Below are 24,119 nucleotides of genomic sequence, written 5' to 3'. Positions count from 1 at the left end.
CGCCAACGCCCTGCGCCTCAAGGCCCTGGCGCTCGAAGACCTGCACCGTCCCGATCAGGCGGTCGCCGCCTGGACCGAGGCCCGCGCCCTCTACGCGGCGGCCGAGGTCGCCGCGGGCGTGGCCGAGTGCGAGGCGCGGCTGGCGCGCCGTGAGGAGGCCTGACGCCCGGGTTGCGCCGTTCGTCCGCGGGCATAGACTGCCGCCTTCTCCAGCGAGGAAGACCGTCATGAACCGCGCCCTGATCGCCTCCACAATTGCTACCGGTGTCATGATGATCGCCGGCTGCGGTCCCGCCGAGCCCCCGACGGCGCCCCGCGCGCCCGCCACCGCCATCACCCCGACCGCCGCCGGCGACGTTCCCGGGGCTGTCCGCGCCGCCGTACTGGCCGCCCGCCCGGGCATGGTCATCGCCGGGGCCGAGCTGAAGGAGCGGGAAGGGCGGCGCTATTACGACGTCGAGGGCGCCGTCGACGGGGCGGAGATCGAACTCGATCTGCTGGAGACGCCGTCGGGCTGGCAGGTGGTCGAGATCCAGCGCGACCTCGCCTGGAGCGCCGTCCCCGCGAGCGTCCGGGCCGCCGCCGGAACCGCGCGCGCCGGCTTCGTCCCCGTCCGCGTGATCGAGAGCATCCAGGCCGCCGACGGCGCGGTCATCTACGAACTGTTCGCCGAGGGCCAGCCGGCCACCCCCACGCTCGAGGTCCGCCTCAAGGACGGCCGCGCCGAGGTCCTGAAAGAAGTGTGGCCGCACTGACGGGGCCGGCCCTGTGGCGCAGTCCGGCCCCACCTCTGATCCCGGGATCAAGCCCGGGGATGACGCTGCGGCGGCGGTTCTGCCGCCCTACTTCTTCCCCGGAACCTGGGTGAACGGCGAACTGCCCACCGCCACCGCCGGCTTCGGCTTCTCCGCCTTCGGCTTGCGGATTTCCTTGTTGCTGCGTGCTTGACCCTTGGCCATGACCGTCATCCCGCGACGCCTGCCGCCGGAAAGGCGGATGACTGGTGGCGTCGTGAGCTCTTGTAGGACCCCCGACGGCGGAAAGCCCGCATCCATTCATCGGCCCGCCCGGGAGCGCCAACGCCGGGCCGGACCGATGACCGCTTTCGACCCGTTGCGGACATTGCGTTTTGCCGCTTCAGTGAACGCCATGGACATGGGCATGCGCCGCGAAACGCGACCTGGTCAGGGAGCGATATTGATGCTCGCCGCCCTGGCTCTGACCGCTTGCGCCACCAACCCGATCCACATCTTCAGACAGCCCGAACGGCATTTGGGGGAGACCATCAGGGTGCATGGTTGGCTCGTCTACGAGTTCGAGAGCAGCAATCTCTTCCCGTCCTCCGATTACGATGAAGATCGGGCGAGCGGGATGTGTCTCCCAATCGGCGTGATGTCGGGTGAGCACGAGCTTGACGCCCGGCTCTCCGGGCTGAACCGGTCGTACGTGACTGTTTCGGGCGCCATCGATCGGCTTATTCCGGCGCCAACCGGTGATGAGGAATGGGTCAGCACGCGCCATTGCGGAATCTTTGGCTTGCGGGTCCATCACGTGCAGCGAAGCCTGCGCTCATTTGTGCCCGGCCAGGAGTGACCGGCGTCCGCTTTCCCCGTGGGTGGCCGGCTCCTCCCGACCCGTTGCGGACGTTCGATTTTCGGACAAGCCGCACAGCGTCCTGGACCGGCCTCATCTCGTTTGACCCTCCCGAGGGTTGGTCACCATACTCCGGTTATGAAGACCCACCTTTGGCCTCTCATGGCTGTCGGGCTCTCAGGGTGTGTGACCAATCTCTCACCTCCTGACGGCGTGACAGTGACATCGGTTTCCGAGCTGAGCGCCCACCCCGAGCGGTGGGACGGTCAACGCGTCCAGGTGACGGGATTGGTCATCGCTGAATTCGAAAACGTCGGGCTCTATGCCGACTGGGCGGCCTACTGCCCCGGCACGCCGCGCCCTGATGCGATCTACGTGTCTTGGGACGAAATTTCGAACTTCCCGCAATCGCATCAACGGCGATTTGCCACGGTCCGCGGCACGTTCCGGAACTGGAACGGCGTTGAACGGAGGGTCGGAGACCAGATCGAAATGATGATCTCAACAGGCGCACCGGGACCCGGTCCTCTGGAGGAGGTGGAAATCGTCCGATGGCAGGGACCTCAGCTTTCCTTCTGTAACAGGTAGTCTGCAGTTCCAGACTATGGGCGGGCGTCCGCTCTCCACCCATAGGCGACCGTCGGCTCCCGACTTGTTGCGGACATTGGACGAGGATGCTGCGGGTAGGTCAGGGAACCCGGAAAGCCGCGATTACTCGCTTTGAAGTAGGCGCACCGAGACTACGTGTATGGCGAAATAGGCCGCCCCTTGCTGGCGGGCTGCGGACTTCACGCACTTGATTGCTTCTTGTCCGGCGGGAAAGTCGCCGGTGAGAACTTGGTTCCTGTCCTCGGGAAGAGCAATGACCTCGCCATCCTCTCTAAATCCTACGATGCTGTAGGTTAGCCGCGACATATTGGTAGCGGGCCAGCTGGGATGGCGGCCGGTTGCATTGAAGGTGTAGAGCGCGATTTCATCGCTCGCCGGACATATGCCCGACGCGTATGCGGCTACGTGGAAATGCCGGAGAAGCTCACCGTACGACCGCTGCTGATCTTGAGCGTTCGCGGTAGGCGCGAGAGTCAGCAGTGCCGAGATCGTTGCGAGTGCGATTTTCATGGTCGTTCCCCCAAGACATTGGAGACCGCGGCACGCGCTCTGGCAAGCATCTCGATCAAGACGCCAACCCTTTGGGTACGGAGGCCCGCCGCGCAGTCGGCGAACCTCCGCTACCACCCATAGGCGACCGTCTGCTGCCGACCCGTTGCGTCCATTTCGTGGGCGTTGTGTTCGTCGTTCTGGGTAGCCCCTAGCCCCAGAAAACCGCTAATCGGCGGTAGCTGCCTGAGCTTCAAACAGGATGGCATCCGCGTCCACCTCAACAAGGCGGGCCGGGGATAGCCGAACCGCAGCCTCATCTACGGGCTGAAGCTGGTAACCCATGATGCCCTGCCCCATCCCGCCGTACTTCACGACGTAGAAGCCATCGATCACGTATGAGCCGTGCCGCCAATAGGCATCGCGCGCATTGATCTGGATGCCGCCCATCCGGCCTTCAGTGCGAGAGATATAGACCCCACCGCTGTCGCTGATCCCGTCGACAAGGTAGCCGTCCGGGGAAGATGCGTTCGTTGGATCGACGGTGACCTGAACGCCCACGATGGTATCCACCCGGTTGGCCAGTGCGACCGTGAAGCGCTCCGAATTTTCGTAGGTCACCTCACCCGTGAACACGGGCACCACGGACTGGCTTTGAGCGAGAGCCGGGTTGCTGGTCACGGTCAGGACCGCCGCTAGGGTTACAAGCTTGCGCACGTTCAGAACGCCCTTTCGGTAATCGGAGTGAAGGGCATGACGCGGCAGGTGCCCGTGATCTTCGGTTCACGCCCAATCAGACCCGGAAGATGCTCAAACTCCCCGGTCATCCGATTGACGCTGGTGTAGTCGCCAGCGCGCGAAAACCAGATCACGCCTTCCGCCACTTCATCGATCTGTGCCCGCACGGTGCAGTTCTTCCAACAGTAGATGTTGGCGCTCAGATCGACGCGGATGCGGTCATTCCAGACGACCTGAGCACCCGTGAGGGTCTGGCTGGTGCCGTGGCAGGCCAGATCAAACTGCTGTGCCGTCTGAGCGACGACCGGACTGCCCATCAGAGCGATGGCCGCGATCATCCCGAGTGACTTCATCCCCGCCCCCACACTACCAGCATGCTTCCCCTGCGAACGCTCATCCTGAACGCGATCACCACCGCAGACAACAAGGCCCTAGACGGTGTTTGATGCGGTATGGCTTGGCCGGGTTGAGCCCGACCAACCCACCCCGGTTGTCCGCGATCCTTACCGAACTTCGAGACCATGCCGCCGTAGGCGGCTCCAAGGTCCGCTTTCCACCCTCTGCCGAACTTCAGGACGTCCGCCTCCGGTCCGCCGCCATGGAAAGATGGACGCCGCCCTCTTGACGGGAACTAAACGAGAACATAGAACATTACCGGAACACGCATGGGAGAAGCCGTCATGGCGCGTTGGGTTCGGGATATGCTGTCGCTGGCGTCGTGCGGCGGCTTCGTCTGGGTGATGTGGCAGGCGGCGCTGCTGACCACGGCGGCCTGATGGGGCAGGGGGGCGCCGGTCGCCGGAGGCGAGGCCGTTCCCCGGGAACCCATGTAGACTCTGCCGACTCCGCCCCCCCGAACGCCGGCGCCGATCCTGCCGATTCTGCCCCCCGTTTTTTTGCAGGGCGCCGGCTAATCCACAGCCGGTCCCCCGTCCCGTCGCCCCCGCCCGCGCTTTCGGGTGTTCCGGTCGTCCGCGATGTGAGACTCGGTCCAGAAGAGACGATCCCGCCCCGGACATGGAGTTCCACCCGGTTTGACCGACACGCTGAACAGCCAGGGCTTTATCCATCTGCGGGTCCGCTCGGCCTATTCGCTGCTGGAAGGGGCGATCAAGGCGGGCAAGGTCGCCCGCCTGGCGGCTGACGCCGGCATGCCGGCGGTCGGGGTGGCGGACCGGGCCAACCTGTTCGGGGCGCTGGAGTTCAGCCAGGCGGCGAAGGACGCGGGCGTCCAGCCGCTGATCGCCTGCGCCCTGCCGGTCACCGGCATCGGCGGCAAGATCAATGAGCGCTGGGCGAGGGTCCCCACCGTCGTCCTGCTGGTCCAGAACGAGGCCGGCTGGCTCAACCTCTCGGCCCTGTCGTCCTCCGCCTTCCTCGACGCCGGATCGATGGACGAGCCCAGCGTGCCCTGGACCATGGTGGCCGAACGCTCGGAGGGCCTGATCCTGCTCTCCGGCGGCCCCGACGGTCCCGTCGATCCGCTGTTCGTCCAGGGCAAGCTGGCCGAGGCCGGCGCCGCCCTCGCGGCCATGCAGGCGGCCTTCGGCGACCGCTTCTATGTGGAGCTCCAGCGTCATGGCCTCGCCGCCGAACAGCAGGCCGAGCGCGGCCTCGTCGATTGGGCCTATGCGAACGACGTCCCGCTCGTGGCCACCAACGACGTGCACTACGCCAAAGCGTCCCAAGCCAGGTCCCACGACGCCCTTCTGTGCATCGCCGACGGCGCCTTCACCGGTCAGGAGGACCGCCGCCGCATCACCGGCGAGCACTGGTTCAAGACCGCCGCGGCCATGCGCGAACTGTTCGCCGACCTGCCCGAGGCCTGCGACGCCACCCTCGACATCGCCCGCCGCTGCGCCTTCATCGCCCCGACCCGCGCGCCCATCCTGCCGCGCTTCGACGCCGGCGCGGGCCGGTCCGAGCCCGACGAGCTGATGCACCAGGCCCGCGAGGGGCTGAGGTCGCGGCTGCAGCAGGTCACCCCCGCCGCGGCCGAGGAAGAGTACTGGAGCCGTCTGGAATGGGAGGTCGGCATCATCCAGCAGATGGGCTTCCCCGGCTATTTCCTGATCGTGTCGGACTTCATCAAATGGGCCAAGACCCACGGCATCCCCGTGGGCCCGGGGCGCGGCTCCGGCGCCGGCTCCCTGGTCGCCTGGGCCCTGACCATCACCGACCTCGACCCGCTGCGCTTCGGCCTGCTGTTCGAGCGCTTCCTCAACCCCGAGCGGGTTTCCATGCCCGACTTCGACATCGACTTCTGCCAGGAGCGGCGGGAGGAGGTGATCGACTACGTCCAGGACCGCTACGGCAAGGACCGGGTCGCCCAGATCATCACCTTCGGCACCCTGCAGGCGCGCGCCGTGCTGCGCGACGTCGGCCGGGTTCTGCAGATGCCGCTGGGGCAGGTCGACCGCCTCGCCAAGATGGTGCCGGCCAACCCCGCCAACCCCGTCACCCTCGCCCAGGCCGTCGAGCTGGAGCCGCGGCTGAAGGAGGCTCGCGATTCCGACGCCAACGTCGCCGCCCTGCTGGAGACGGCGCTGGAGCTGGAGGGGCTGTACCGCAACGCCTCGACCCACGCCGCCGGCATCGTCATCGGCGATCGCCCGCTTGTCGAGCTGGCTCCGCTCTATCAGGACCCGCGCTCGTCCATCCCGGCCAGCCAGTTCAACATGAAGTGGGTCGAGGCCGCCGGTCTGGTCAAGTTCGACTTCCTCGGCCTCAAGACCCTGACCGTGCTCGACCGCGCCCGCCAGTATCTGGAACGGCGCGGCGCCGCCCCCGACTGGAACGGCCTGCCGCTCGATGACCCGCGCACCTACGAGCTTATGGCCTCGGGCCAGACCGTCGGCGTGTTCCAGCTGGAATCGCAGGGCATGCGCGACACCCTGCGCAAGATGCGCTGCGGCTCGATCGAGGAGATCACCGCCCTGATCTCGCTCTACCGGCCGGGGCCGATGGAGATGATCGACACCTACATCGACCGGAAGTTCGGCCGTCAGGAGGTCGACTATCTGCACCCCTCGCTCAAGGAGGTGCTGACGGAGACCTACGGCGTCATCATCTACCAGGAGCAGGTGATGAAGATCGCCCAGATCCTGGCCGGATACTCCCTCGGCGAGGCCGACCTTCTCCGCCGCGCCATGGGCAAGAAGAAGAAGGAGGAGATGGATTTCCAGCGGGCGCGCTTCATCAAGGGCGCCTCCGAAAAGGGCGTGCCGGAAGAGCAGTCCGGCGGCATCTTCGATCTGGTCGCGAAATTCGCCGGCTACGGCTTCAACAAGTCGCACGCCGCCGCCTACGCCCTGATCTCCTTCCAGACCGGCTGGCTGAAGGCCAACCACCCCGTCGAATTCATGGCCGCGTCCATGAGTCTCGATCTCAGCAACACCGACAAGCTGGCTGTTTTCTATCAGGATTGCCGCCGCTTCGAGGTGCCGGTCAAGGCCCCGGACGTGAACCGCTCCTCGGCCGACTTCGACGTCGCCTGGGAGGAGGGGGGCGACGGCGAAAAGACCGGGTCGGTGCTCTACGCCCTGGGCGCCATCCGCAACGTCGGCCTCGAGGCCATGAAACACCTCGTCGAGGTGCGCGAGACCGGCGGCCGTTTCACCGACATCTTCGACTTCCTCGAGCGGGTCGACCCGAAATACGTCAACAAGCGCGCGCTCGAGAATCTGGCCCGCGCCGGCGCCTTCGACTGTTTCCACACCAACCGCCGCCAGCTGGTCGAGCAGGCCGACACCCTGATGGCCTATTGCCAGAGCGTCGCCGCCGAACGCGCCTCGTCGCAGGTCAGCCTGTTCGGCGGCGACCAGGCGGCCGCCGCGCGCCCGCGCCTCCGGCCGGTCGAGCCGTGGGTCGGCCCCGAAAAGCTCGATCAGGAGCTGGCCGCCGTCGGCTTCTACCTGTCCGGCCACCCGCTGGAGGACATGGCCCCGGCCCTGAAGCGCAAGCGCGTCACCTTCGTAGCCGAGGCCACCGCCCTGGCCGAAAGCGGTCACGAGGCCTTCCTGATGGCCGGCGTGGTCCGCCGCCGTCAGGAGCGCGCGAGTGCGAAGACCGGCGAGAAATTCGCGTTCGTGACCTTCTCCGACCCGACCGGCGAGTTCGAGTGCCTGTTCCCGCCCGAACAGCTGCGCAAATGCCGCGAGGTGCTCGAGGTCGGGGCCTCGATCATGGTTCGCGTCCGCGCCAAGTCCTCGGACGGCGAGGTCCGTTTCTTCGGCGACGACGCCAGCCGTCTCGACGCCCTGATCGACGATGGGGCCATGGGTCTCCGCATCCATGTCTCGGCCCGGACCGCCGACGCCGCGGCGCTCAAGGCGCGGCTGGAACGGGCGAAGGCCAACGGGAAGGGCGGCGAGGTCTCGCTGGTCGCCTCCCTTGACGGGCGGCGCGAAGTCGAACTGAAATTGCCGGGCCGCTACCGGCTGGACGGCGCCCTGCGCGGTGCCCTGAAATCCGCGCCCGGGGTGGTGTTGCTCGAGGACGCATGATGGCTGGACTGAAGACGCACAAGGGCGGCTGCGCCTGCGGGGCCGTAGCCTACGAGGTCGACACCGATCTCCAGGGCCTGATCGAGTGCAACTGCTCCCACTGCTACCCGAAGGGCTTCGTGCTGGCCTTCGTCCAGCCCGACGCCTTCCGCGTGCTGAAGGAGGGGCCGCAGACCGCTTACACCTTCAATTCCCACAAGATTCGCCACCTGTTCTGCGACACCTGCGGGGTCCAGTCGTTCGCCCGCGGAGAGACCGCGGACGGCTCGCAGATGGTGGCGGTCAACGTCCGCACCCTGACCGACATCGAGCCGTGGAGCTGGTCGGCCCAGCGCGTCGACGGACGCAGCTTCTAGGGCGCGGGCCGGAACGCTTCGCGCGGCGTGCCGTCCACCGCGTAGAGCCGCTCGGTCGGCAACTTGATGACCAGTCCCGAGTTGGGCAGCCGATGGTCGTAGATGGCCCCCAGCAGCCCGGCCATCGGCTCGCCGACGACCAGCGCCCCCAGCGCATCCATGCCGACCGCCAGACCCTCGCCCATGCTGCCGGTCCAGCGCCCGACGCGGACCACGACGGGGCCGTCGTGCCGCCTGCCCGGGCGGGGCGATACCTGCTCGATCCACTGCCGCGGGATTCCCGTCTCGCGAGCCTCGGCCGGCAGGCTGTGGATCTGGTAGGCGCGCGGCTCGTCGACGAACCAGCCCATGATCGCCCGCGCGACCACGGTGTTGCCGCCCGACGGCGTATCCCTGAGGTCGAGCGTGACCATCTGCCCGGGCCGGGCCCGCGCCATGGCTTCGTCGAAGGCCGCGATCGTCGCCGTATCGCCGAGCGAGTCGTTGAAGCGGATGACCAGCGTCCCGCCGCCGGGCGCGACTCCCGCCTCCACGGGCGCCCGCTCGGAACGGGGGAGGGCGTAGACGCTGGGCAGCGACAGCCGACGCTCGACGCCGTCGTCCCCGCGCACCGTCAGGTCCCGCATGCGGTCCCGTCGCCCCGCCGCCAACACGCGGGCCGCGTAGCCGGCCCGGTCCGGCGTGACCTCGAGCCCCAGCCCGGTCCAGAAGTCTGCCACGGCCACCCCCGTCGCCACGCCGTCCACCGCGATCAGGTCGTCTCCGGCCCGCACGCCCGCGGCCTCGGCCGGCGAGTTCTGCCGCACCGCGAGAATGCGCCAGTATCCGTCGGCCGGTTCGACCCACAGGTCGCTGTAGCTCGGGACCAGCGCCCAGCTATCGCCGAAGGACGAACCGGTGATGGCGTGATGATCGGCCAGCGCGGCCACCGCCCGCTCGGCGTAGCGCAGCAGAGAGGCACGGTCCGTGACCGACCCGGCCTCGGCGCGAAGCACGGCGCTGTCCGGAAAGGCGCCGCCCGGCAGCCGGTCGAGATAGGCGTAGTGGCTGTTCACCAGCGCCTCTATGGCCAGCGCGTCGGCGCGATAGTCCGCGGCCTCCTGCGCCGCGACAGGCGCGGTCGCGAGGCTGAAGACCGCGAAGAGGGGCAGAAGCCGGCGCATCCGGCCAAGCTCGCGCCGACCGCGTCCCGCCGCAAGTGAATCCCGCGTCATCCTCAGGCCGGGTCGGTCACCACATAGACCATGATCCCCGTGGCGATCGCCAGGTTCAGGCTGTCGGCCCGGCCGCGCATCGGAATCTTGACGTTGACATCGCAGGCCGCCGCCAGCGTGTCGGTCAGCCCCGCCTGCTCGTTGCCCATGAGGATCAGGGCGGGGCGCTGGATGTCGGCGTCGCGATAACCGACCGAGGCGTCGAGCCGGGTGCCGACGACGCTGCCGGGCCAGGTCTGCCTCCACGCCAGAAACTCCGCCGCCGTCGCGCGCGCGATGGCGACCGCGAACACCGAACCCATGGTCGCCCTGACCGCCTCGACCGAATAGGGATCGACGCAGTCGCCGATCAGCACCACGCCGCCGCAGCCCGCCGCGTCGGCTGTGCGGATGATGGTCCCGAGATTGCCCGGATCCCGCACCTGCTCCAGCGCCACCCAGCACGGCGCCCCTTCCGGCTGGATCGCCGACAGCGGCGTATAGACCTGCTCGAAAACCCCCAGCACCGTCTGCGGATTGTCGCGCCGGCTGATCTTTTCGAGGATGGCGTGGGTCACCACCACCACCTCGCCGCCGGCCGCCCGGGTTTCGGCCCGTGCCCGGTCCAGCAGCGGGTGCGGCCGCGCGTCGTCGCCGACCAGCAGCAGGCGCGGGGCGCGTCCCTGATCCAGCGCCTCGCCGATGAATTTCAGGCCTTCGGCGAGGAACCGCCCGGTCGCCTCGCGCTCCTTGCGCATATGCAGGGCGCGCACGGACTTGACCGTCTCATTGGTCAGGGAGGTGATCAGCCGGTCCGTCACGCCGACCACCGGGCGAAGAAGCTGAGGCCGATGGCGCGCCCGTCGGGTCCGTCTTCGGCCAGCGCCAGTTCGCCCCAGTCGATGACGCCGCCCCGGTCGTGCGTCGCCTCGGCCATCAGATGCGCCAGCGACAGCCCTGAAATCCTCGCCGCATAGGCGTTGAGCAGCAGGAAGGAGGCGTCGTCGGACAGCAAGGCCGCGCAGTCCCTCAGCAGGCCCGGCAGATCCTCGAACAGCCGCCATACCTCGCCCGTGGGTCCCCGCCCGTATTTGGGCGGATCGAGAATGATCCCGTCGTATTTCGAACCCCGGCGCACCTCGCGCGCCGCATATTTCCGGGCGTCCTCGACGATCCAGCGGACCGGCTTGTCGGCCATGCCGGATAGCTCGGCGTTCTCCCGCGCCCAGGCCACAGACTTCTTTGACGCGTCGACATGGGTGACCTCGGCCCCCGCGGCGGCGCAGGCCAGGCTGGCTACGCCGGTGTAGCCGAAGAGGTTCAGGATTCTCGGCTTGTGCAGGCGGCGGATACGCCCGTCCAGCCAATCCCAGTTCGCCGCCTGCTCGGGGAAGAAGGCGAGGTGGCGGAACGGCGTGAAGCGGCTGGTGAAGCGGACGTCACGCCACGCCAGAGGGAAGGTGTCGACCGGCTTGCCGGCGAAGCGCCACCGACCGCTCTCGTCCTCGTCGGTCGGATCGAACACGGCGTCGGCCGCCTCGAACGCCGTCGGATCGCGCGGCGACCAGAAGCACTGCGGCTCGGGTCGCACGACGGTCCATGGACCGTAGCGCTCCAGCTTCTTTCCATCGCCGCTGTCCAGCAGGGCGTAGTCGGCCCAGGCGCGGGTGACGAGCGTTTCAGGCGACGGGGTGAGGCGCGGCGGCATGGGCCGCTGATAGGCGGTTCGGCGCCGTCTCGTCCAGTCGGGCGTGGGCCGCGGCCGGAAAGGCGGCTTCGCTTGCCGGCGCATCCCGACGGTGCCGCGTCTTGTCCCAGGCGAAGGGCTCGCGCAACAGCCGCCAGCCGGCGTGGAAGGCGGCGAGGCTCTGCAACGCCCAGTAGGCGGGGGCGGCGACCATGTCCAACGGCCCATAAGGCACGCCCGCCCGGCGCGCGCCGATGGCGCAGGACAGCCAGGCCGAGGCCGCGCCGAGGACAAGGACGCTCAGCGCCAGCACCGGCGTCTCCGGCGGCAGGCCGGCCATGGCCGCCACCAGCACCGTCGCGGCCACCCAGGCGAGCGATGGGCCGTTCAGCGTCGCGGAGCCGAGGCAGGCCCCGACCGTCATGGTCAGCGCAAAGCCGCCGCGCACGCTGAGCCGCCACGGCCTTCGCGTGTGCACGCCCCAGGTCTGCATATAGCCCTTCAGCCACCGCGTTCTCTGCGGCAGCCAGTCGGCGAGGCCGCCCGGCGGCGTCTCCCACGTCGGCCGCGTCATGACGCCGAGTCGCCAGCCGTGCGTCCACAGCCGGAAACCGAGATCGGCGTCCTCTGTGACGTTGAAGGCGTCCCATCCGCCGACCGCCCGCAGCGCGTCGACGCGGAAATGATTGCTGGTGCCGCCCAGCGGGAAGGGCAGGCCCAGCCGCGCCATGCCGGGCAGGGCGGTCTCGAACAGGCTGGCGTATTCGGCGGCGAACTGCCGGTCGAGGAAGGGGGAGGCGTCGCGCCCGCTTCGCCCCTCGCGGATGCGCAGCGGAGCCTGCAGGCACGCCAGGCGGCTGCCGGTCCCGGCCGCGAAGCGCGCCGCCGCTTCGCGCAACTGCAGGCGGTCCGGTTCGTCCTCGGCGTCGTAGACGGTCAGCAGCTCGCCCGTGACGTGGGGCAGGGCGCAGTTCAGGGCCCGGGGCTTGGTCCGCGGCGCGCCGGGCGGGGCGACGAACACTTCCAGCCAGCCCGGCCGTCGCGCCGCAAGGGCGGCCGCTATGGTCGGGTGATCGTGGGCTTCCAGGATCAGCAGACCCTGGAGGCGGTCCGGCGGATAGTCGATCCGGGCCAGCCGCTCGACCAGCTGGCCCACCACCTCAGTCTCGTCATGGAGCGCGACGAGGATCGTATAGCGCGGCAGGTCGGCGACGGCCGGCGGGACCGGCAGGCCCGGCCTGGCGCTGACGACGACCAGCAGCACCCGCCAGGCCGAGATGGTCAGGAAGGCTCCGGCCGCGACGGCGACGACGACGGGCGCGGCGGCCTCGGGCTGGCGCCACAGCAGGGCGCCCACGCCTCCGGCAAGGGCGGCCGTGGCGATCCACTGGAACGTCGACAGACCCCGCCAAGCTGCGCTGTTCGCCCGCGGCGGTCCGTAGCGCCCGGCGTCGCGCCCGCGATCCCGGAGATCGCTGATCCCCACCCTTCCCATCCGTCACGGTTAACGCGCCGGCTCACGGGCGGCAAGCGAATGGCGCGGCGTCGGGATTGCCGCTATTCAGGGTTCCGTAGTCCGGAGTCCCGCCCCACGTGACCGCCCCCGCCGTCCTGAATCCGCGCTCGCAGCGCAAACCCAAGGGCGAGGGCCATGCCCGCCGCGCCGAGATTCTGGCCGCCGCCGAGCGAATCTTCGTCGAGCACGGCTACGAGGGCGCCACGATCCGCAAGATCGCCGACGAGGTGGGGCTGTCCTCGACCGCGCTCTACATGCATTTCGCCGAGAAGGGCGAGATTCTGCACGAGATCTGCCGTCAGGCCTTCGCCACCCTGATGGCGGCCAACGAGGACATCCTGGCCGAACCGGGCGACCCGGAAGTCCGGTTGAAGCGGATGCTGAGCGCCTACATCGCCTTCGGCTTCGCCAATCCCAACGCCTATCGGCTGGCCTATATGACCCGGCCCGTCGAACTGAGGGACGGGGCCCAGTCGGCGGCGAGGGAACTGGGCCATGAGCTGTTCCGGTCGTTCGAACAGGTGGTCGAGGCCGCCGCCGCTGGCGGGCGGTTGAAGGGCGACGCCGCGACCACGGCCCAGGCGCTTTGGGCCGGCGCCCACGGGGTCGTGTCGCTGATGATCACCAAGCCCTATTTCGACTGGGTCGCGCCGGAACGACTGGTGGACACCCTGCTGGACGGTCTGTTCGCGGGGCTGATGAGGCCGTGACAGGCCTGACCCCATGGCGGGCCGCCGCCGGCCTGGCCATGGTCCTGCAGGCGGGCGCCGGTTCGGCGAGCGCGGTGGAGACGCGGCCCCTGCGCGTGATGTCGCTCGACCAGTGCGGCGACCAGTACGCCCTGGCTCTCGCGCCGGGCGCGGCGCTGGCGCTGTCGCCCCGGGCCGATGATCCTGACGCCTGGCTGCGGGAGGCCGCGGCCGGTCGCCGCCGGGTGCGGCCGACGCTGGAGGCGGCCCTCGCCTTCCAGCCCGATGTGGTGGTGCGCTACTGGGGCGGCGACGCCCGGCTGCTGGCCCGGCTCAAGGCCTCGGGCGCTCGCGTCGCGACCATCCGCGACGCGACGGACTTCGCGGGCGTGCGCGAGAACATCCACGCCGTCGCCGGGGCGCTGGACGCCGCGCCGCGCGGCGAGGCGTTGATCGCCCGCATGGACGCCAGACTGCGCGAGGCCTCGCCGCGACCGGGCGAGCGGAAGCGCTCCGCCCTCTACCTGACGGCGGGCGGGTTCACGGCCGGACGAGACACCCTGGTCGGCGCCATCTTCCGCGCGGCCGGGCTGGTCAACGCCGCCGCGGCGCCCGGCTTCGCTCCCGTCAGCGTGGAACGGATCGCCCTGGCGCCGCCCGCCCTGTTCGTGTTCGGCTTCTTCGACCAGTCGCGCGGAGACTGGCGTGGCCCGGGCCGGCATCCCGTCGTCCGCGCGACCGCGAAAGACCGGGTCGTGGCCCGTTTGCCGGCCGCCAGCCTGACCTGTCCGGGATGGTTCGCGGCGGAGGCGGCGCAGATGCTGAAGGCTGGAGGGTGAGGCGGCCCGGCCGGCTGAGCCTCGCCCTCGCGGGGGCGATCGCGATCGCGGCGACGCTGGCCGTGCTGTTCGGCGAGAGCGTCCTTGACCCGGCGCAACTGGCCCGGGCCTTCACCGATCCGTCCTCCGGCCCGGCCGAGGTGCTTTGGGCCGTGCGGGCGCCGCGCGCCGCCACGGCCCTGATGGTCGGCGCCGCGCTGGGCCTCTCCGGGGCGGTGATGCAGGGCCTGCTGCGGAATCCGCTGGCCGACCCCGGGGTCCTCGGCGTCTCGGCCCTCGCGGCCCTCGGCGCAGCCGTCGCGATCGTGCTGGGCTGGGCGGCGTTGCCGGGCGCGGTCGAGGTCGCGGCGCTCATGGGAGCTGCGCTGGCTGGAGGCCTGCTGGTGCTGTTCTCGGCCCGGGTGCGTTCGCCCGAGGCGCTCATCCTGTTCGGCGTGGCGGTGTCCAGCTTCGCCGGCGCGGCCACGGCCCTGATCTTCAACCTGTCGCCGTCGCCGATCGCCACCGCCGAGGTGATGAGCTGGCTGCTCGGTTCGGTGCAGAACCGCAGCTGGATCGACGTGGCGTGGGTCGCTCCGGCCGTACTGGCGGCGGCAGGGCTGGCGGCGCTGGCGGCGCCCGGCCTGCGCATGCTCAGCCTCGGCGAGGAGACGGCGCGCACCTCGGGCCTGCCCATGGCCCGGCTGCGGCTGCTGGCGCTGCTGGCCGCCTCGCTGGCCACCGGCGCCGCGGTCGCGGTCGCGGGCGTGATCGGCTTCGTCGGCCTCGCCGCCCCGCATCTGGTGCGGACGGCGGTGCGGGGCGATCCGGGCCGGTTGCTGTTGCCCTCGGCGCTGGCCGGCGGCCTGATGCTGGTGCTGGCCGACCTGCTGGCGCGCGTGACGCCGACGGATCAGGAGCTGAAGCTCGGCGTCTTCACCGCCTTGGTCGGCGCGCCCCTGTTCGCCCTGATCGCCTGGCGTGCGGCGCGGGAGTGGCGGCTGTGACCGCCTTCCTGACCATGCGGGACGCCGTGGCCCGGCTGGGCGGCCGCACGGTTCTGGATGGCGCTAACCTGCTGGTCGAGCGGGGCGAGCTGGTGGCGGTCGTCGGCCCCAACGGGGCGGGCAAGTCCAGCCTGATCCGGGCGTTCGCCGGCCTGCTTCCCCTGGCGGGCGGGGTCGCCCGCCTGCGGGGCGATGACGTCGCGGGCCTGTCGCCCCATGCCCGCGCTGACCGGGCGGCCTACCTGCCGCAGGAAAGGCGCATCGCCTGGAACCTGCCCGCTGTCGAGGTGGCGGCGCTGGGGGCGCCCTTCCTGTCGGCGGCGGAGGCGCTGGAGCGGGCGCGGGGCGCGCTGGCGGAGGTCGAGGCGGCCCATCTGGCGGACCGGGGCGTGGCCGAGATGTCGGGCGGGGAGCGGGCCCGGGTGGTGCTGGCGCGGGCGCTGGCGACCGGCGCCGACGCCCTGCTGGTCGACGAGCCCATCGCCGGGCTGGATCCCGAGGCCCAGCTGATGGTGCTGGAGCGGCTGAGGGCGCGGGCGGATGCTGGACAGGCGGTGCTGGTCAGCCTGCACGACCTGCCGCTGGCGGCGCGGTTCGCCGACCGGGCGGCGGTGCTGGATCGAGGCAGGGTCGTGGCCGACGGGGCCCCGCTGGAAGCCTTGACCCGGGAGGTCCTGGAGCAGGTCTTCGGCCTGACGGGGCGGTGGGTGGAGGGTCCGGACGGCCCTCTCCTGTCAGCCGGCCGCCGTCATTCCCCGCCCGTGGGGTCGGTCACGGAGCCGACCGGGGCATAGGGCTGCGGGCCGGCCGGAGCGCCGCGGCGCAGATCGCTGGACAGCGTCAGCGGAGCCGAGCCGCCGTTCAGCCGCGCCTTGTAGACCGACATGTTCTCCATCACCCGCATCATGTAGTTGCGCGTCTCGGTGAACGGGGCGCACTCGATGAAGTCGATGGGGTCCACCTGGCCGCCACGCGGGTCGCCGCATCGGGCAATCCACTGCGGGGGCCGGGCCGGGCCGGCGTTGTAGCCGATCGTCGTCAGCAGCATCGATCCGCCGAAGCGATTGGTCAGGTCCGCGAGGTGATAGCTGCCCAGCGACATGTTGTAGTCCGGGTCCCACAGCCGCTCGGCCGAGAACGGCATGCCCAGTTGCCGGGCCACCGCGGCCCCCGTAGCCGGAATGAACTGCATCATGCCCCGGGCGTCCGCGCCCGAGCGGGCGCGGGGATCGAAGCTGGATTCCTGCCGCGTGATCGCGAGGGTGAACTCCAGCGGGGCGGCGCCCGGAACCTGCGGCGGAATGCGGATCGGATATTGGCGCTCGGGCATCAGATAGCCCCGCTGGCTGGCGGCGCGGCCGACCATCATGGCCGTGAAGCCCTCCCCATAGGCGCGCGACAGATCCATCAGCAGGGCCAGTTCGGGCGCGCCGGGCAGGTCGTCGTCCAGTTGATAGGCGAAGACCCGGAACAGGCTGGTTTCGCCGGTCTCGCCCAGGACGCGCAGGGCGCGCACCACCTCATTGGCCTCGAAGGCCGCGCGTTCGCCGTCGGTCGGCGCCGGATCGCCGGGCAGGGTCAGGGTGGTGAACCCCGCCTTCTCGGCCGCCAGCTGGCCATAGAAGGTCTGGATATGGCGGGCGCCGCCCCGATAGAACTCCACCGCTGACGGGGTGTTGCCCTGGGCCTCGGCCGCGCGGCCCAGCCAGTACAGCGCCCGGCCCTGGGTGATCGGGGTCGAGGACGCCTGCCGCAGGATTTCGAAATGGGTGGCCGCCCGGGCGGGATCGTTCAGCTTGGTCAGCGCCACCCAGCCGGCGAAGAACTCCGCGTCGACCTTGCGCTCGCCCGACGGGAAGCCGTGGCCGGCCATGGCGTCGTAGGCGGCCTGCCAGTTGCGCCGCTCCAGGGCGTCGAGGAAATAGTTGCGGCGCTCGCTCCACAGCGTGTTCTGGCCCTCGGTGTGCGAGGGCGCGGCGGGCAGGGCGGCCAGCAGGGCGAAACCCTCGGACTGGCGGCTCTGAGAGCGCAGGATACGCACACGTTCCAGGACCACCGCCGGGTCCATCGCCTGGGACGGACTCAGGCCGGCCACCACCCCGTCGGGGCTGTAGGCGGTGCGCAGGGCCATCGCCGCCTCGGCCACGGCGCGCCGCTCCGGCGAAACCATCTGCGTCATAGCGCGGGTGGCGGGCCCGTGCGGCCCCAGCAGCAGCATGTTCAGGCGCGCCTCGTGGTCGGCCTGGCTCAGCCAGCCGCCCCAGCGGGTCAGGATGCGGGTCTGCGACGCCTCGTCGAACGAACGGGTGCGCCACCACTCGGCGATCAGGGCGCGGGCTTCGTCGCGGCGGCCACGCTGCTCCAGCGCGTCGGCGAGGGCGATGGCTCCCTGCACCGTGGTGGGCCGCTCGCGGGCGAACAGGGCGAGGGCGGCGTCGGGCCCGGCGTAGGCGAGGTCCAGCGCCCGTTCGGCGGCGGCGCGGCGGCTCTCGGCCCGGGGCCATCCGGCGAAGGCGGTCTGGGCGACGGCGAGGTCGCTGTACGGCAGTTGCTCGGCCGAGGTGTCCAGCAGCGCCCACTCGACCAGCTTGCGGGCGGACGGATCGCCGATCTGGGCGGCGGTCGAACGCGCGCCGACGACGTCGCGGGCGCGGGCCTGGGCCAGTCCCTGGCGGAAGAGGGCGGTGTCCTGGTCGTTGAGCAGCCGCGCCTGCGTGCCCTGCGGGGCTACGGCCGCGTAAGGCGTTTCCTGCGGAACCAGCGATTCGGGCGCGGGGGCGAGCAATGCCAGGGCGGCCGCGAGACTGGTTGCGATCATGCCGTGTCCGATCCCCATTCCATGACGGTTGCGGCGGGCTCGCCGGCAACCTACGCTCCCACGCTTCGTCTCAGGGCGCACCGCCCCTTCCCACGCAGGACCATCGTTTCAATGACCGCCCCTTTGTTCAAGGGCGTGATCACCGCCCTGATCACACCACTTCGTGACGGAAAGGTGGACGAAACCGCCTTCAGGACGCTGCTGGAACGCCAGATCGCGGCCGGGGTTCACGGCGTCGTGCCGATGGGCACGACCGGCGAGAGCGCCTCGCTGCACCTCGACGAGCACAAGCGGGTCGTCGAGCTGTGCGTGGAGGTCGCGGCCGGCCGGACGCGCGTCATCGCGGGGGCCGGTTCTTCGGCCACCGACAAGTCCATCGACCTCGTCCGCCACGCCAAGACCATCGGCGCCGACGGGGCGCTGGTCGTGACCCCCTATTACAATCGTCCGTCGCAGGCCGGGATGGCGGCGCATTTCGAAGCCATCGCCGAGGCGGTCCAGCTGCCGGTGCTGCTCTACAACGTGCCGGGCCGCACGGGCGTCGATCTCGCCAATGAAACCGTGGCGCGGCTGGCCGCCCATCCGAACATCGTCGGCATCAAGGACGCCACCGGCGACCTCGCGCGGGTCAGCTGGATGCGCGCCAACATCATCGACCAGCAGTTCGACCTGATCTCGGGCGACGATCCCAGCTACCTCGGCTACCACGCCCATGGCGGAGTCGGCGTGATCTCGGTGACCTCCAATGTGGCCCCGGAGGCCATGGTCGCCCTGCACGAGGCGGCGACCGCCGGCGACTACGCCACCGCTCGCCAGTGGCAGGACCGGCTGATCGGCCTGCACAAGGGCCTGTTCCTCGACAACTCGCCCTCGCCGACCAAATACGCCCTGGCCCGTCTGGGCCTGTGCACCGAGGAGGTGCGGTTGCCGCTGGCCCCGACCGCCGATGCCGTCAAGCCGGCCATCGACCGGGCCATGTCGGAAGCGGGACTCTAGAAAAATCGGGGGGGCGGAGTCGGCGGAGTCGGCAGAGGGCCTGCGGAAATTCGGGGGGGCGGAGTCGGCAGAGTCGACTTGGCGGGCATCCCCGAGGGTGGAGCGCTTTCTGTATCCGGGATTCAGGCGGGCCATAGGCGCATCATAGCGTGCGCCTGCGTCAAAATCGGACGTGCCCACCTCGGCGGCTTCGCGTCGCCGGACGGAGCGTGTAGGAGGGCGGGAATGGCCGCCGAGAAACCCAAGACCAAGCTGATCGCCGAAAACCGACGGGCGAAATTCGACTATTTCCTCGAGGACTACACCGAGGCCGGCATCCAGCTGCTGGGCACCGAGATCAAGGCCCTGCGCGATGGTCGCGCCAACATCGCCGAGTCCTATGCGGCGGTCGAGGGACGCGAGATCGTGCTGATCAACGCCGACATCCCGCCCTACAAACAGGCCAACCGCTTCAACCACGAGCCGCGCCGGCCGCGGAAGCTGCTGCTGCACCGCAAGCAGATCGACAAGATGATCGGCGCGGTCCAGCGCGACGGCCAGACCATCATTCCGGTCAAGCTGTATCTGAACGAGGCGGGCAAGGCGAAGCTTGAGATCGCCCTGGCCAAGGGCAAGAAGCTGCACGACAAGCGCGAGGCGACCGCCCAGCGCGACTGGCAGCGCGACAAGGCGCGGCTGATGAAGGAACGCGGCTAGAAGCGGGACGCGATCGGCTGGGCGTCCAGGACCCCCGGCATCGAGGCCGCCGCCTGATCCGCGCCCCATGGTCCCAGCGACGGTCGGGTCCACTGCTGGATCATCAGGGCCATGAGCGCGATCATGGCCGCAATCAGCAGCGCCCAAAGCGCCGCCTTCCGTTCCTCGCGAGTGAACGCGCCCCGCTCCGTGCTACGCATGACAACCTCCCAGTCCCGCTAGCTCAACGCGGGTTCGGCGACGCTGTTCCTGAGGCTGGAGGGTACACCCGCAGACGGCTGATTCGCGTGTCGCGGGAACCACACCCGGTGTCCCGGAGACCGGTGTTCGATCACGTTTTGATGAGGTCGCGGGCCCGTCCGAAAATGTCCTCGAACATCGCCGCCGTCAGTCGGCCCGTGTTCGTGTTGAGGCGGGAGCAGTGGTAGCTGTTGAGCAGCACATACGGCCCGATCTCGGCCTGCGCCCCGTGTCCCGCCGGCATGGCGCTGGCCGGGCGCCCCAGGGTCTTCAGCACATTGCGCCGCGACACGTCGCCGAGGGTGACGATGACCCGGAGCCGGGGCAGGGCGGCGAGCCGGGCCTGCAGGTACGGCCGGCAGGTCGCCTCCTCGACCGGCAGGGGCTTGTTGCCGGGCGGGGCGCAGCGCACCGCATTGGTGATCATGCAATCGACCAGTTCGAGGTCGTCGTTCCCGTCCGGATCATAGCGGCCGCGCGCGAAGCCGGCCTTCTGCAGCGTCTCGTACAACAGCCAGCCGGCGTGATCGCCGGTGAATGGTCGGCCCGTGCGGTTGGCGCCGGTCCGGCCGGGCGCGAGGCCAGCGACCAGCAGACGGGCGTTCGGGTCGCCGAACGACGGGGCGGCGCCGTTCCACCAGCCGGGGTTCCGGCGCGCGTTCTCCAGCCGGTATTCGACCAGCCGCGGGCACAGCGGGCAGTCGCGCGGCGCTTCCGGGGGCCAGGCCGTCACTGGTCGAACACCCGGCTGTTGGGGGCCGCCCCCGCCGCGCGCGGCCGCCCGATTTCGGGCAGCAGGTCGTTCAACTCCACGAACGCGTCCGCCTGGCGTCTCAGCTCGTCGGCGACCTGCGGCGGCTGGCTCTTCATCGTCGAGACCACCGTGACCCGCACCCCCTTCGCCTGCACCGCCTGCACCAGCCGCCGGAAGTCGCCGTCGCCGCTGAACAGCACCGTGTGGTCCACGCGCGGCGTCAGCTCCAGCATGTCGACGGCGATCTCGATGTCCATATTGCCCTTGGTGCGGCTGTGGCCCTGGGCGTCGGTGAAACGCTTGACCGGCTTGGTCACGACGCTGAAGCCGTTGTAGTCGAGCCAGTCGACCAGCGGCTTGATCGGCGAGAATTCCTCGCCCTCGATCACGGCGGTGTAATAATAGGCGCGAACCAGAACGCCTTTCGCGCGATACGTCTCCAGCAGCTTGCTGAAGTCGAGGTCGGCGTTCAGGGCCCTGGCGGCGGAATGGAGATTGGCCCCGTCGATGAACAGGGCGATGCGCTCGGTCGGATAAGGCGTCATGGAAATCGGTTCCGAGAATATGGACGTCCCGGTCTCCGTCGAAATGGACGGGGCCGTCGATCTGGACGAGGCCGTCATCGTCGCGCTCGGCTGCAATGACAAGGGGGCGTGGCGCGATTGCCGCCAGGCGCTGGAGGCGGCGCTGGCCCGGTTCCGCGCCGAGGGTGTGGACGTACTGATGCGCTCGTCGTGGTGGCGCTCCGCCGCCTGGCCGGACGCTGACGATCCGCCGTTCCTCAACGGCGTGGTGATCGTCCGAACCGCGCACGATCCGCACGCCCTGATGGCCGCGCTTGGCCGGATCGAAGAGGCGTTCGGCCGCCGGCGCGGCGCGCGCAACGCCCCGCGCACGCTCGATCTCGACCTGATCGCCTATGGCCGGCTGATGGGCGACTTCGGGGGTCTGATCCTGCCGCACCCGCGCGCGGCGGAGCGGAAATTCGTCATGGGTCCGCTGGCGGAGATCGCCGCCGACTGGGTCGAGCCGGTGAGCGGCGGGCGGGCGGCCGATCTGGCGCGGACCGCGGCCGTCGGATCCGACGCCTGCCCCCTGGGGTGAGGCAAATTGCCAACAGCGGCCTACGGAGGCGCCGCCGTCAGATTTCGTTGGTTGTCAGCTGACCCAACCAACGGTTCACTGCGCCTCGCGTCACAGTGACGCTTGGGGGGTTATGCAATGATCGTCTGGTCCGGCTGGGGCTTTCTCGTCGCCGTCTTCTACGTTGTCGGGTTTCTGATCGGAATGCCGGTCGGCAGCCTGGTTTCGGCCGATCCGAATACGGCCACGGCGGTCAGCTTCGTATGCGCCGGCCTGGTGGCGGGGCTCGGTTCCTTCCTGCTGGCGCGCCAGATCGAAACGGGGGAGGGCCGCGCCTTCATCGACGAGGCCACCCAGCAGCGCATCGTTGTGCGCAAGCACGCCGGCTCGCTGTTCTTCGTGCCCACCCGCTACTGGGCCTATGCGGCGCCGGTGCTGGGCATCGCCCTCGCGGTCCTGATGATGACCTCGCCGCCATCGGGTTCGGTCGCGGCCGAACCGGCGGCGATCCAGGCCCCGCCCGTCGCCGGGGCCCCTGTCGTGGTCGAGGCGGCCGTCCAGACAAGTTGAGGCGGGTCGGCCCGCGCGGGCCCATGAGCTGAACCGACCGCCTCATTCCCGCCCATGCGGCGTTGCACAATGGCGTCCGACCCTATATTTTGTGCGGTTCTCCCCCGCGCTCGAGGAAATTCATGGCCCGCGTCACTGTCGAAGACTGCATCGAGAAGGTGCCGAACCGTTTCGGGCTGGTCCTGCTGGCCGGGCACCGCGCCCGTTCCATCGCCAACGGCGCGCCGCTGACGCTCGACCGCGACAACGACAAGAACCCGGTCGTGGCCCTGCGCGAACTGGCGGAGGACACCGTCAGCCCGGACGAACTGCAGGAGAACATCGTCGTCACCCTGCAACGGGTCGACGAGCGCACCGAAGCCGAGGACGAGGCCGAGGTCGTCGCCCTGCTGGCCGAACCGCAGCACATGAACATGGCCGAGGCCGAGCTGATCCGCGCGCTGCAGAGCGACCGCGACGGCGGGCAGGAGGAGCGGTACTGACGGCTGAACCCGCCAACGGTATCACCATTCTGCCGGCGCGGTCCTCGCCGCCGACGCCGCCTCTGAAAGCTGCCAATCTCAACGAACCCGAGGGCGAGCGTCCCTCGGCCGAGGCGCCCGAGCCCGCAAGGACCCGGGTGCTGCGGCAATTCGAACTGGTCGAGGCGGTCAGGTCCTATGACCCGACGGCGGACGAGGCGCTGCTGAACCGCGCCTATGTCTATGCGATGAAGATGCACGGCTCGCAGCTGCGGGCCTCCGGCGATCCGTATTTCGCCCATCCGATCCAGGTCGCGGGCATCCTGACCGACTACCGGCTGGACACGGCCACCATCGTCACGGCCCTGCTGCATGACGTGGTCGAGGACACCTCGGCCACCCGTGACGACATCGCCGCCATGTTCGGCGAGGAGATCGCCTCCCTCGTCGAGGGCGTGACCAAGCTGTCGCGGCTGGAGCTCCAGGCCGAGCACACGCGCCAGGCCGAGAATCTGCGCAAATTCATCCTCGCCATCTCCAAGGACGTGCGCGTCCTGCTGGTCAAGCTGGCCGACCGCCTGCACAACATGCGGACGCTCAAGCACGTCAAGCCGGAGAAGCGGGAACGCATCTCCCGCGAGACGCTGGAGGTCTACGCCCCGCTGGGCCGGTCGATCGGCATCCACTCGATCGCCTCCGAGCTCGAGGAACTGGCCTTCGAACACCTCAATCCCACCGCCCGCACGGCCATCGAGCGCCGGCTGGAAGCGCTGAAGCTTGAGCACGGCCGGGCCATCGACGGGGTCTCCCGCGAGGTCGAGCGGGTGCTGGAAGAGGCGGGCGTCCACGCCCGGGTCTTCGGCCGCCAGAAGACGCCCTATTCGATCTGGCGCAAGCTGCAGCGCAAATCGGTCGGCTTCTCGTCCCTGTCCGACATCTACGGCTTCCGCGTCATCGTAGAGACCGAGGACGACTGCTATCGCGCGCTCGGCGTGATCCACCGGGCCTGGCCCATGGTTCCGGAGCGGTTCAAGGACTTCATCTCGACGCCGAAGTCCAACAATTACAGATCTCTGCACACGACCGTAGTCGGGCCGTCGGGCCTGCGCATCGAGATGCAGATCCGCACCGACGCCATGGACCGGGTGGCCGAGGACGGGGTGGCGGCGCACTGGGCCTACAAGAACCACGCCTACGGCTTCGACAAGGAAGCCATGGAGAAGGACGGCGGCCGCGATCCGCTGCAGAACCTGCGCCATCTCGTGCAGGTGATCGAGCACGGCGAGGGCGGCGAGGACTGG

At 69.7% G+C, this 24,119-nt stretch carries 27 protein-coding genes; 15 read left to right on the top strand and 12 right to left on the bottom strand.

The features are described from left to right. The first annotated feature begins 227 nt into the window (after positions 1-227). Positions 228-755, top strand: coding sequence for a hypothetical protein (locus tag VGD32_RS00225; RefSeq protein ID WP_331029901.1), 528 nt, complete (start codon positions 228-230; stop codon positions 753-755). 87 nt (positions 756-842) lie between these two features. Here the strand turns inward: VGD32_RS00225 and VGD32_RS00220 are convergent, their stop codons facing one another. Beyond that, on the bottom strand, positions 843-959 hold the full coding sequence (locus VGD32_RS00220) for a hypothetical protein (RefSeq protein WP_324819094.1): 117 nt from the start codon (positions 957-959) through the stop codon (positions 843-845). A gap of 136 nt (positions 960-1,095) precedes the next feature. On the opposite strand from VGD32_RS00220, the gene VGD32_RS00215 reads away from it, so the two are divergent. Both VGD32_RS00215 and VGD32_RS00210 read left to right on the top strand, forming a co-directional pair. Beyond that, the gene (locus tag VGD32_RS00215; RefSeq protein WP_331029900.1) at positions 1,096-1,593 is read left to right on the top strand and encodes a hypothetical protein; all 498 of its coding nucleotides are present in this window, start codon (positions 1,096-1,098) and stop codon (positions 1,591-1,593) included. 138 nt (positions 1,594-1,731) lie between these two features. Continuing rightward, positions 1,732-2,181: a hypothetical protein gene (locus VGD32_RS00210; RefSeq protein WP_331029899.1), complete on the top strand. Its 450-nt coding sequence runs from the start codon at positions 1,732-1,734 to the stop codon at positions 2,179-2,181. Between the two features lie 123 nt (positions 2,182-2,304). Here VGD32_RS00210 and VGD32_RS00205 read toward each other — a convergent pair whose 3' ends face one another. The 3 genes from VGD32_RS00205 to VGD32_RS00195 form a co-directional block, all read right to left on the bottom strand. Next, positions 2,305-2,712 carry a hypothetical protein gene (locus VGD32_RS00205; RefSeq protein WP_331029898.1) on the bottom strand — a complete coding sequence of 136 codons (408 nt, stop codon included), beginning with the start codon at positions 2,710-2,712 and terminating at the stop codon, positions 2,305-2,307. A gap of 207 nt (positions 2,713-2,919) precedes the next feature. Continuing rightward, positions 2,920-3,372 carry a hypothetical protein gene (locus tag VGD32_RS00200; RefSeq protein ID WP_331029897.1) on the bottom strand — a complete coding sequence of 151 codons (453 nt, stop codon included), beginning with the start codon at positions 3,370-3,372 and terminating at the stop codon, positions 2,920-2,922. Between the two features lie 38 nt (positions 3,373-3,410). Then, a complete protein-coding gene (locus VGD32_RS00195; RefSeq protein ID WP_331029896.1) occupies positions 3,411-3,767 on the bottom strand; it encodes a hypothetical protein in 357 nt (118 codons plus the stop codon). A 696-nt stretch (positions 3,768-4,463) separates the two neighbouring features. Between VGD32_RS00195 and dnaE the strand changes: the two genes are divergently transcribed. Then, positions 4,464-7,934, top strand: a complete 3,471-nt coding sequence (gene dnaE, locus VGD32_RS00190; protein ID WP_331029895.1) for a DNA polymerase III subunit alpha — start codon at positions 4,464-4,466, stop codon at positions 7,932-7,934. Next, positions 7,934-8,290 (top strand): GFA family protein, encoded by a 357-nt coding sequence (locus tag VGD32_RS00185; RefSeq protein WP_331029894.1) that lies wholly within the window; start codon positions 7,934-7,936, stop codon positions 8,288-8,290. The genes dnaE and VGD32_RS00185 overlap by 1 nt, the downstream gene beginning before the upstream one ends. On the opposite strand, the gene VGD32_RS00180 is transcribed toward VGD32_RS00185, so the two are convergent. The 4 genes from VGD32_RS00180 to VGD32_RS00165 are packed head-to-tail and all read right to left on the bottom strand — an operon-like array spanning position 8,287 to position 12,656. Then, positions 8,287-9,453 (bottom strand): S41 family peptidase, encoded by a 1,167-nt coding sequence (locus tag VGD32_RS00180; RefSeq protein ID WP_331029893.1) that lies wholly within the window; start codon positions 9,451-9,453, stop codon positions 8,287-8,289. The two genes, VGD32_RS00185 and VGD32_RS00180, sit on opposite strands and share 4 nt — an antisense overlap. Before the next feature lie 53 nt (positions 9,454-9,506). Next, on the bottom strand, positions 9,507-10,304 hold the full coding sequence (locus tag VGD32_RS00175; RefSeq protein WP_331029892.1) for an RNA methyltransferase: 798 nt from the start codon (positions 10,302-10,304) through the stop codon (positions 9,507-9,509). After that, positions 10,301-11,191 (bottom strand): class I SAM-dependent methyltransferase, encoded by an 891-nt coding sequence (locus VGD32_RS00170; RefSeq protein ID WP_331029891.1) that lies wholly within the window; start codon positions 11,189-11,191, stop codon positions 10,301-10,303. The genes VGD32_RS00175 and VGD32_RS00170 overlap by 4 nt, the downstream gene beginning before the upstream one ends. Continuing rightward, positions 11,163-12,656: a glycosyltransferase family 2 protein gene (locus VGD32_RS00165; RefSeq protein WP_331029890.1), complete on the bottom strand. Its 1,494-nt coding sequence runs from the start codon at positions 12,654-12,656 to the stop codon at positions 11,163-11,165. Before VGD32_RS00165 ends, VGD32_RS00170 begins: the two co-directional genes overlap by 29 nt. A 107-nt stretch (positions 12,657-12,763) precedes the next feature. Here VGD32_RS00165 and VGD32_RS00160 point away from each other — a divergent pair, with 107 nt between their 5' ends. Genes VGD32_RS00160 through VGD32_RS00145 form a run of 4 tightly spaced genes read left to right on the top strand, consistent with a single transcriptional unit; the run spans position 12,764 to position 15,994 of the window. After that, entirely contained in the window at positions 12,764-13,396 is a 633-nt protein-coding gene (locus tag VGD32_RS00160; protein ID WP_331029889.1) for a TetR/AcrR family transcriptional regulator, read from the top strand. Then, entirely contained in the window at positions 13,393-14,214 is an 822-nt protein-coding gene (locus tag VGD32_RS00155; protein WP_331029888.1) for an ABC transporter substrate-binding protein, read from the top strand. Before VGD32_RS00160 ends, VGD32_RS00155 begins: the two co-directional genes overlap by 4 nt. Beyond that, positions 14,169-15,200, top strand: coding sequence for a FecCD family ABC transporter permease (locus tag VGD32_RS00150; protein ID WP_414644303.1), 1,032 nt, complete (start codon positions 14,169-14,171; stop codon positions 15,198-15,200). Before VGD32_RS00155 ends, VGD32_RS00150 begins: the two co-directional genes overlap by 46 nt. Continuing rightward, entirely contained in the window at positions 15,197-15,994 is a 798-nt protein-coding gene (locus VGD32_RS00145) for an ABC transporter ATP-binding protein (protein WP_331029886.1), read from the top strand. Before VGD32_RS00150 ends, VGD32_RS00145 begins: the two co-directional genes overlap by 4 nt. On the opposite strand, the gene VGD32_RS00140 is transcribed toward VGD32_RS00145, so the two are convergent. Next, positions 15,949-18,018: a transglycosylase SLT domain-containing protein gene (locus VGD32_RS00140; RefSeq protein WP_331029885.1), complete on the bottom strand. Its 2,070-nt coding sequence runs from the start codon at positions 18,016-18,018 to the stop codon at positions 15,949-15,951. The genes VGD32_RS00145 and VGD32_RS00140 overlap by 46 nt on opposite strands. A 111-nt stretch (positions 18,019-18,129) precedes the next feature. Between VGD32_RS00140 and dapA the strand changes: the two genes are divergently transcribed. Both dapA and smpB read left to right on the top strand, forming a co-directional pair. After that, positions 18,130-19,014 carry a 4-hydroxy-tetrahydrodipicolinate synthase gene (dapA, locus tag VGD32_RS00135; RefSeq protein WP_331029884.1) on the top strand — a complete coding sequence of 295 codons (885 nt, stop codon included), beginning with the start codon at positions 18,130-18,132 and terminating at the stop codon, positions 19,012-19,014. 225 nt (positions 19,015-19,239) lie between these two features. Next, the gene (gene smpB, locus VGD32_RS00130; RefSeq protein ID WP_168048613.1) at positions 19,240-19,710 is read left to right on the top strand and encodes an SsrA-binding protein SmpB; all 471 of its coding nucleotides are present in this window, start codon (positions 19,240-19,242) and stop codon (positions 19,708-19,710) included. Here smpB and VGD32_RS00125 read toward each other — a convergent pair. The 3 genes from VGD32_RS00125 to VGD32_RS00115 all read right to left on the bottom strand — a co-directional run bounded on the left by VGD32_RS00125 (position 19,707) and on the right by VGD32_RS00115 (position 21,249). Beyond that, a complete protein-coding gene (locus VGD32_RS00125) occupies positions 19,707-19,910 on the bottom strand; it encodes a hypothetical protein (protein ID WP_331029883.1) in 204 nt (67 codons plus the stop codon). The genes smpB and VGD32_RS00125 overlap by 4 nt on opposite strands. A gap of 131 nt (positions 19,911-20,041) precedes the next feature. Continuing rightward, positions 20,042-20,683 (bottom strand): uracil-DNA glycosylase, encoded by a 642-nt coding sequence (locus VGD32_RS00120; RefSeq protein WP_331029882.1) that lies wholly within the window; start codon positions 20,681-20,683, stop codon positions 20,042-20,044. Next, positions 20,680-21,249 carry an NYN domain-containing protein gene (locus VGD32_RS00115; RefSeq protein ID WP_331029881.1) on the bottom strand — a complete coding sequence of 190 codons (570 nt, stop codon included), beginning with the start codon at positions 21,247-21,249 and terminating at the stop codon, positions 20,680-20,682. The genes VGD32_RS00120 and VGD32_RS00115 overlap by 4 nt, the downstream gene beginning before the upstream one ends. Between VGD32_RS00115 and folK the strand changes: the two genes are divergently transcribed. The 4 genes from folK to VGD32_RS00095 form a co-directional block, all read left to right on the top strand. Further along, positions 21,248-21,808, top strand: coding sequence for a 2-amino-4-hydroxy-6-hydroxymethyldihydropteridine diphosphokinase (gene folK, locus VGD32_RS00110; protein ID WP_331029880.1), 561 nt, complete (start codon positions 21,248-21,250; stop codon positions 21,806-21,808). The two genes, VGD32_RS00115 and folK, sit on opposite strands and share 2 nt — an antisense overlap. A gap of 117 nt (positions 21,809-21,925) precedes the next feature. Further along, the gene (locus VGD32_RS00105; RefSeq protein ID WP_331029879.1) at positions 21,926-22,357 is read left to right on the top strand and encodes a hypothetical protein; all 432 of its coding nucleotides are present in this window, start codon (positions 21,926-21,928) and stop codon (positions 22,355-22,357) included. Between the two features lie 122 nt (positions 22,358-22,479). Then, positions 22,480-22,839: a DNA-directed RNA polymerase subunit omega gene (rpoZ, locus tag VGD32_RS00100; protein ID WP_324823383.1), complete on the top strand. Its 360-nt coding sequence runs from the start codon at positions 22,480-22,482 to the stop codon at positions 22,837-22,839. Between the two features lie 137 nt (positions 22,840-22,976). Next, positions 22,977-24,119 (top strand): RelA/SpoT family protein (locus VGD32_RS00095; RefSeq protein ID WP_331029878.1); only part of this gene is annotated, 1,143 nt, incomplete at its 3' end.

It is taken from the genome of Brevundimonas sp., from assembly GCF_036402095.1.
Lineage (GTDB): Bacteria > Pseudomonadota > Alphaproteobacteria > Caulobacterales > Caulobacteraceae > Brevundimonas.
This window is presented reverse-complemented; position numbering and strand designations above follow the sequence as displayed.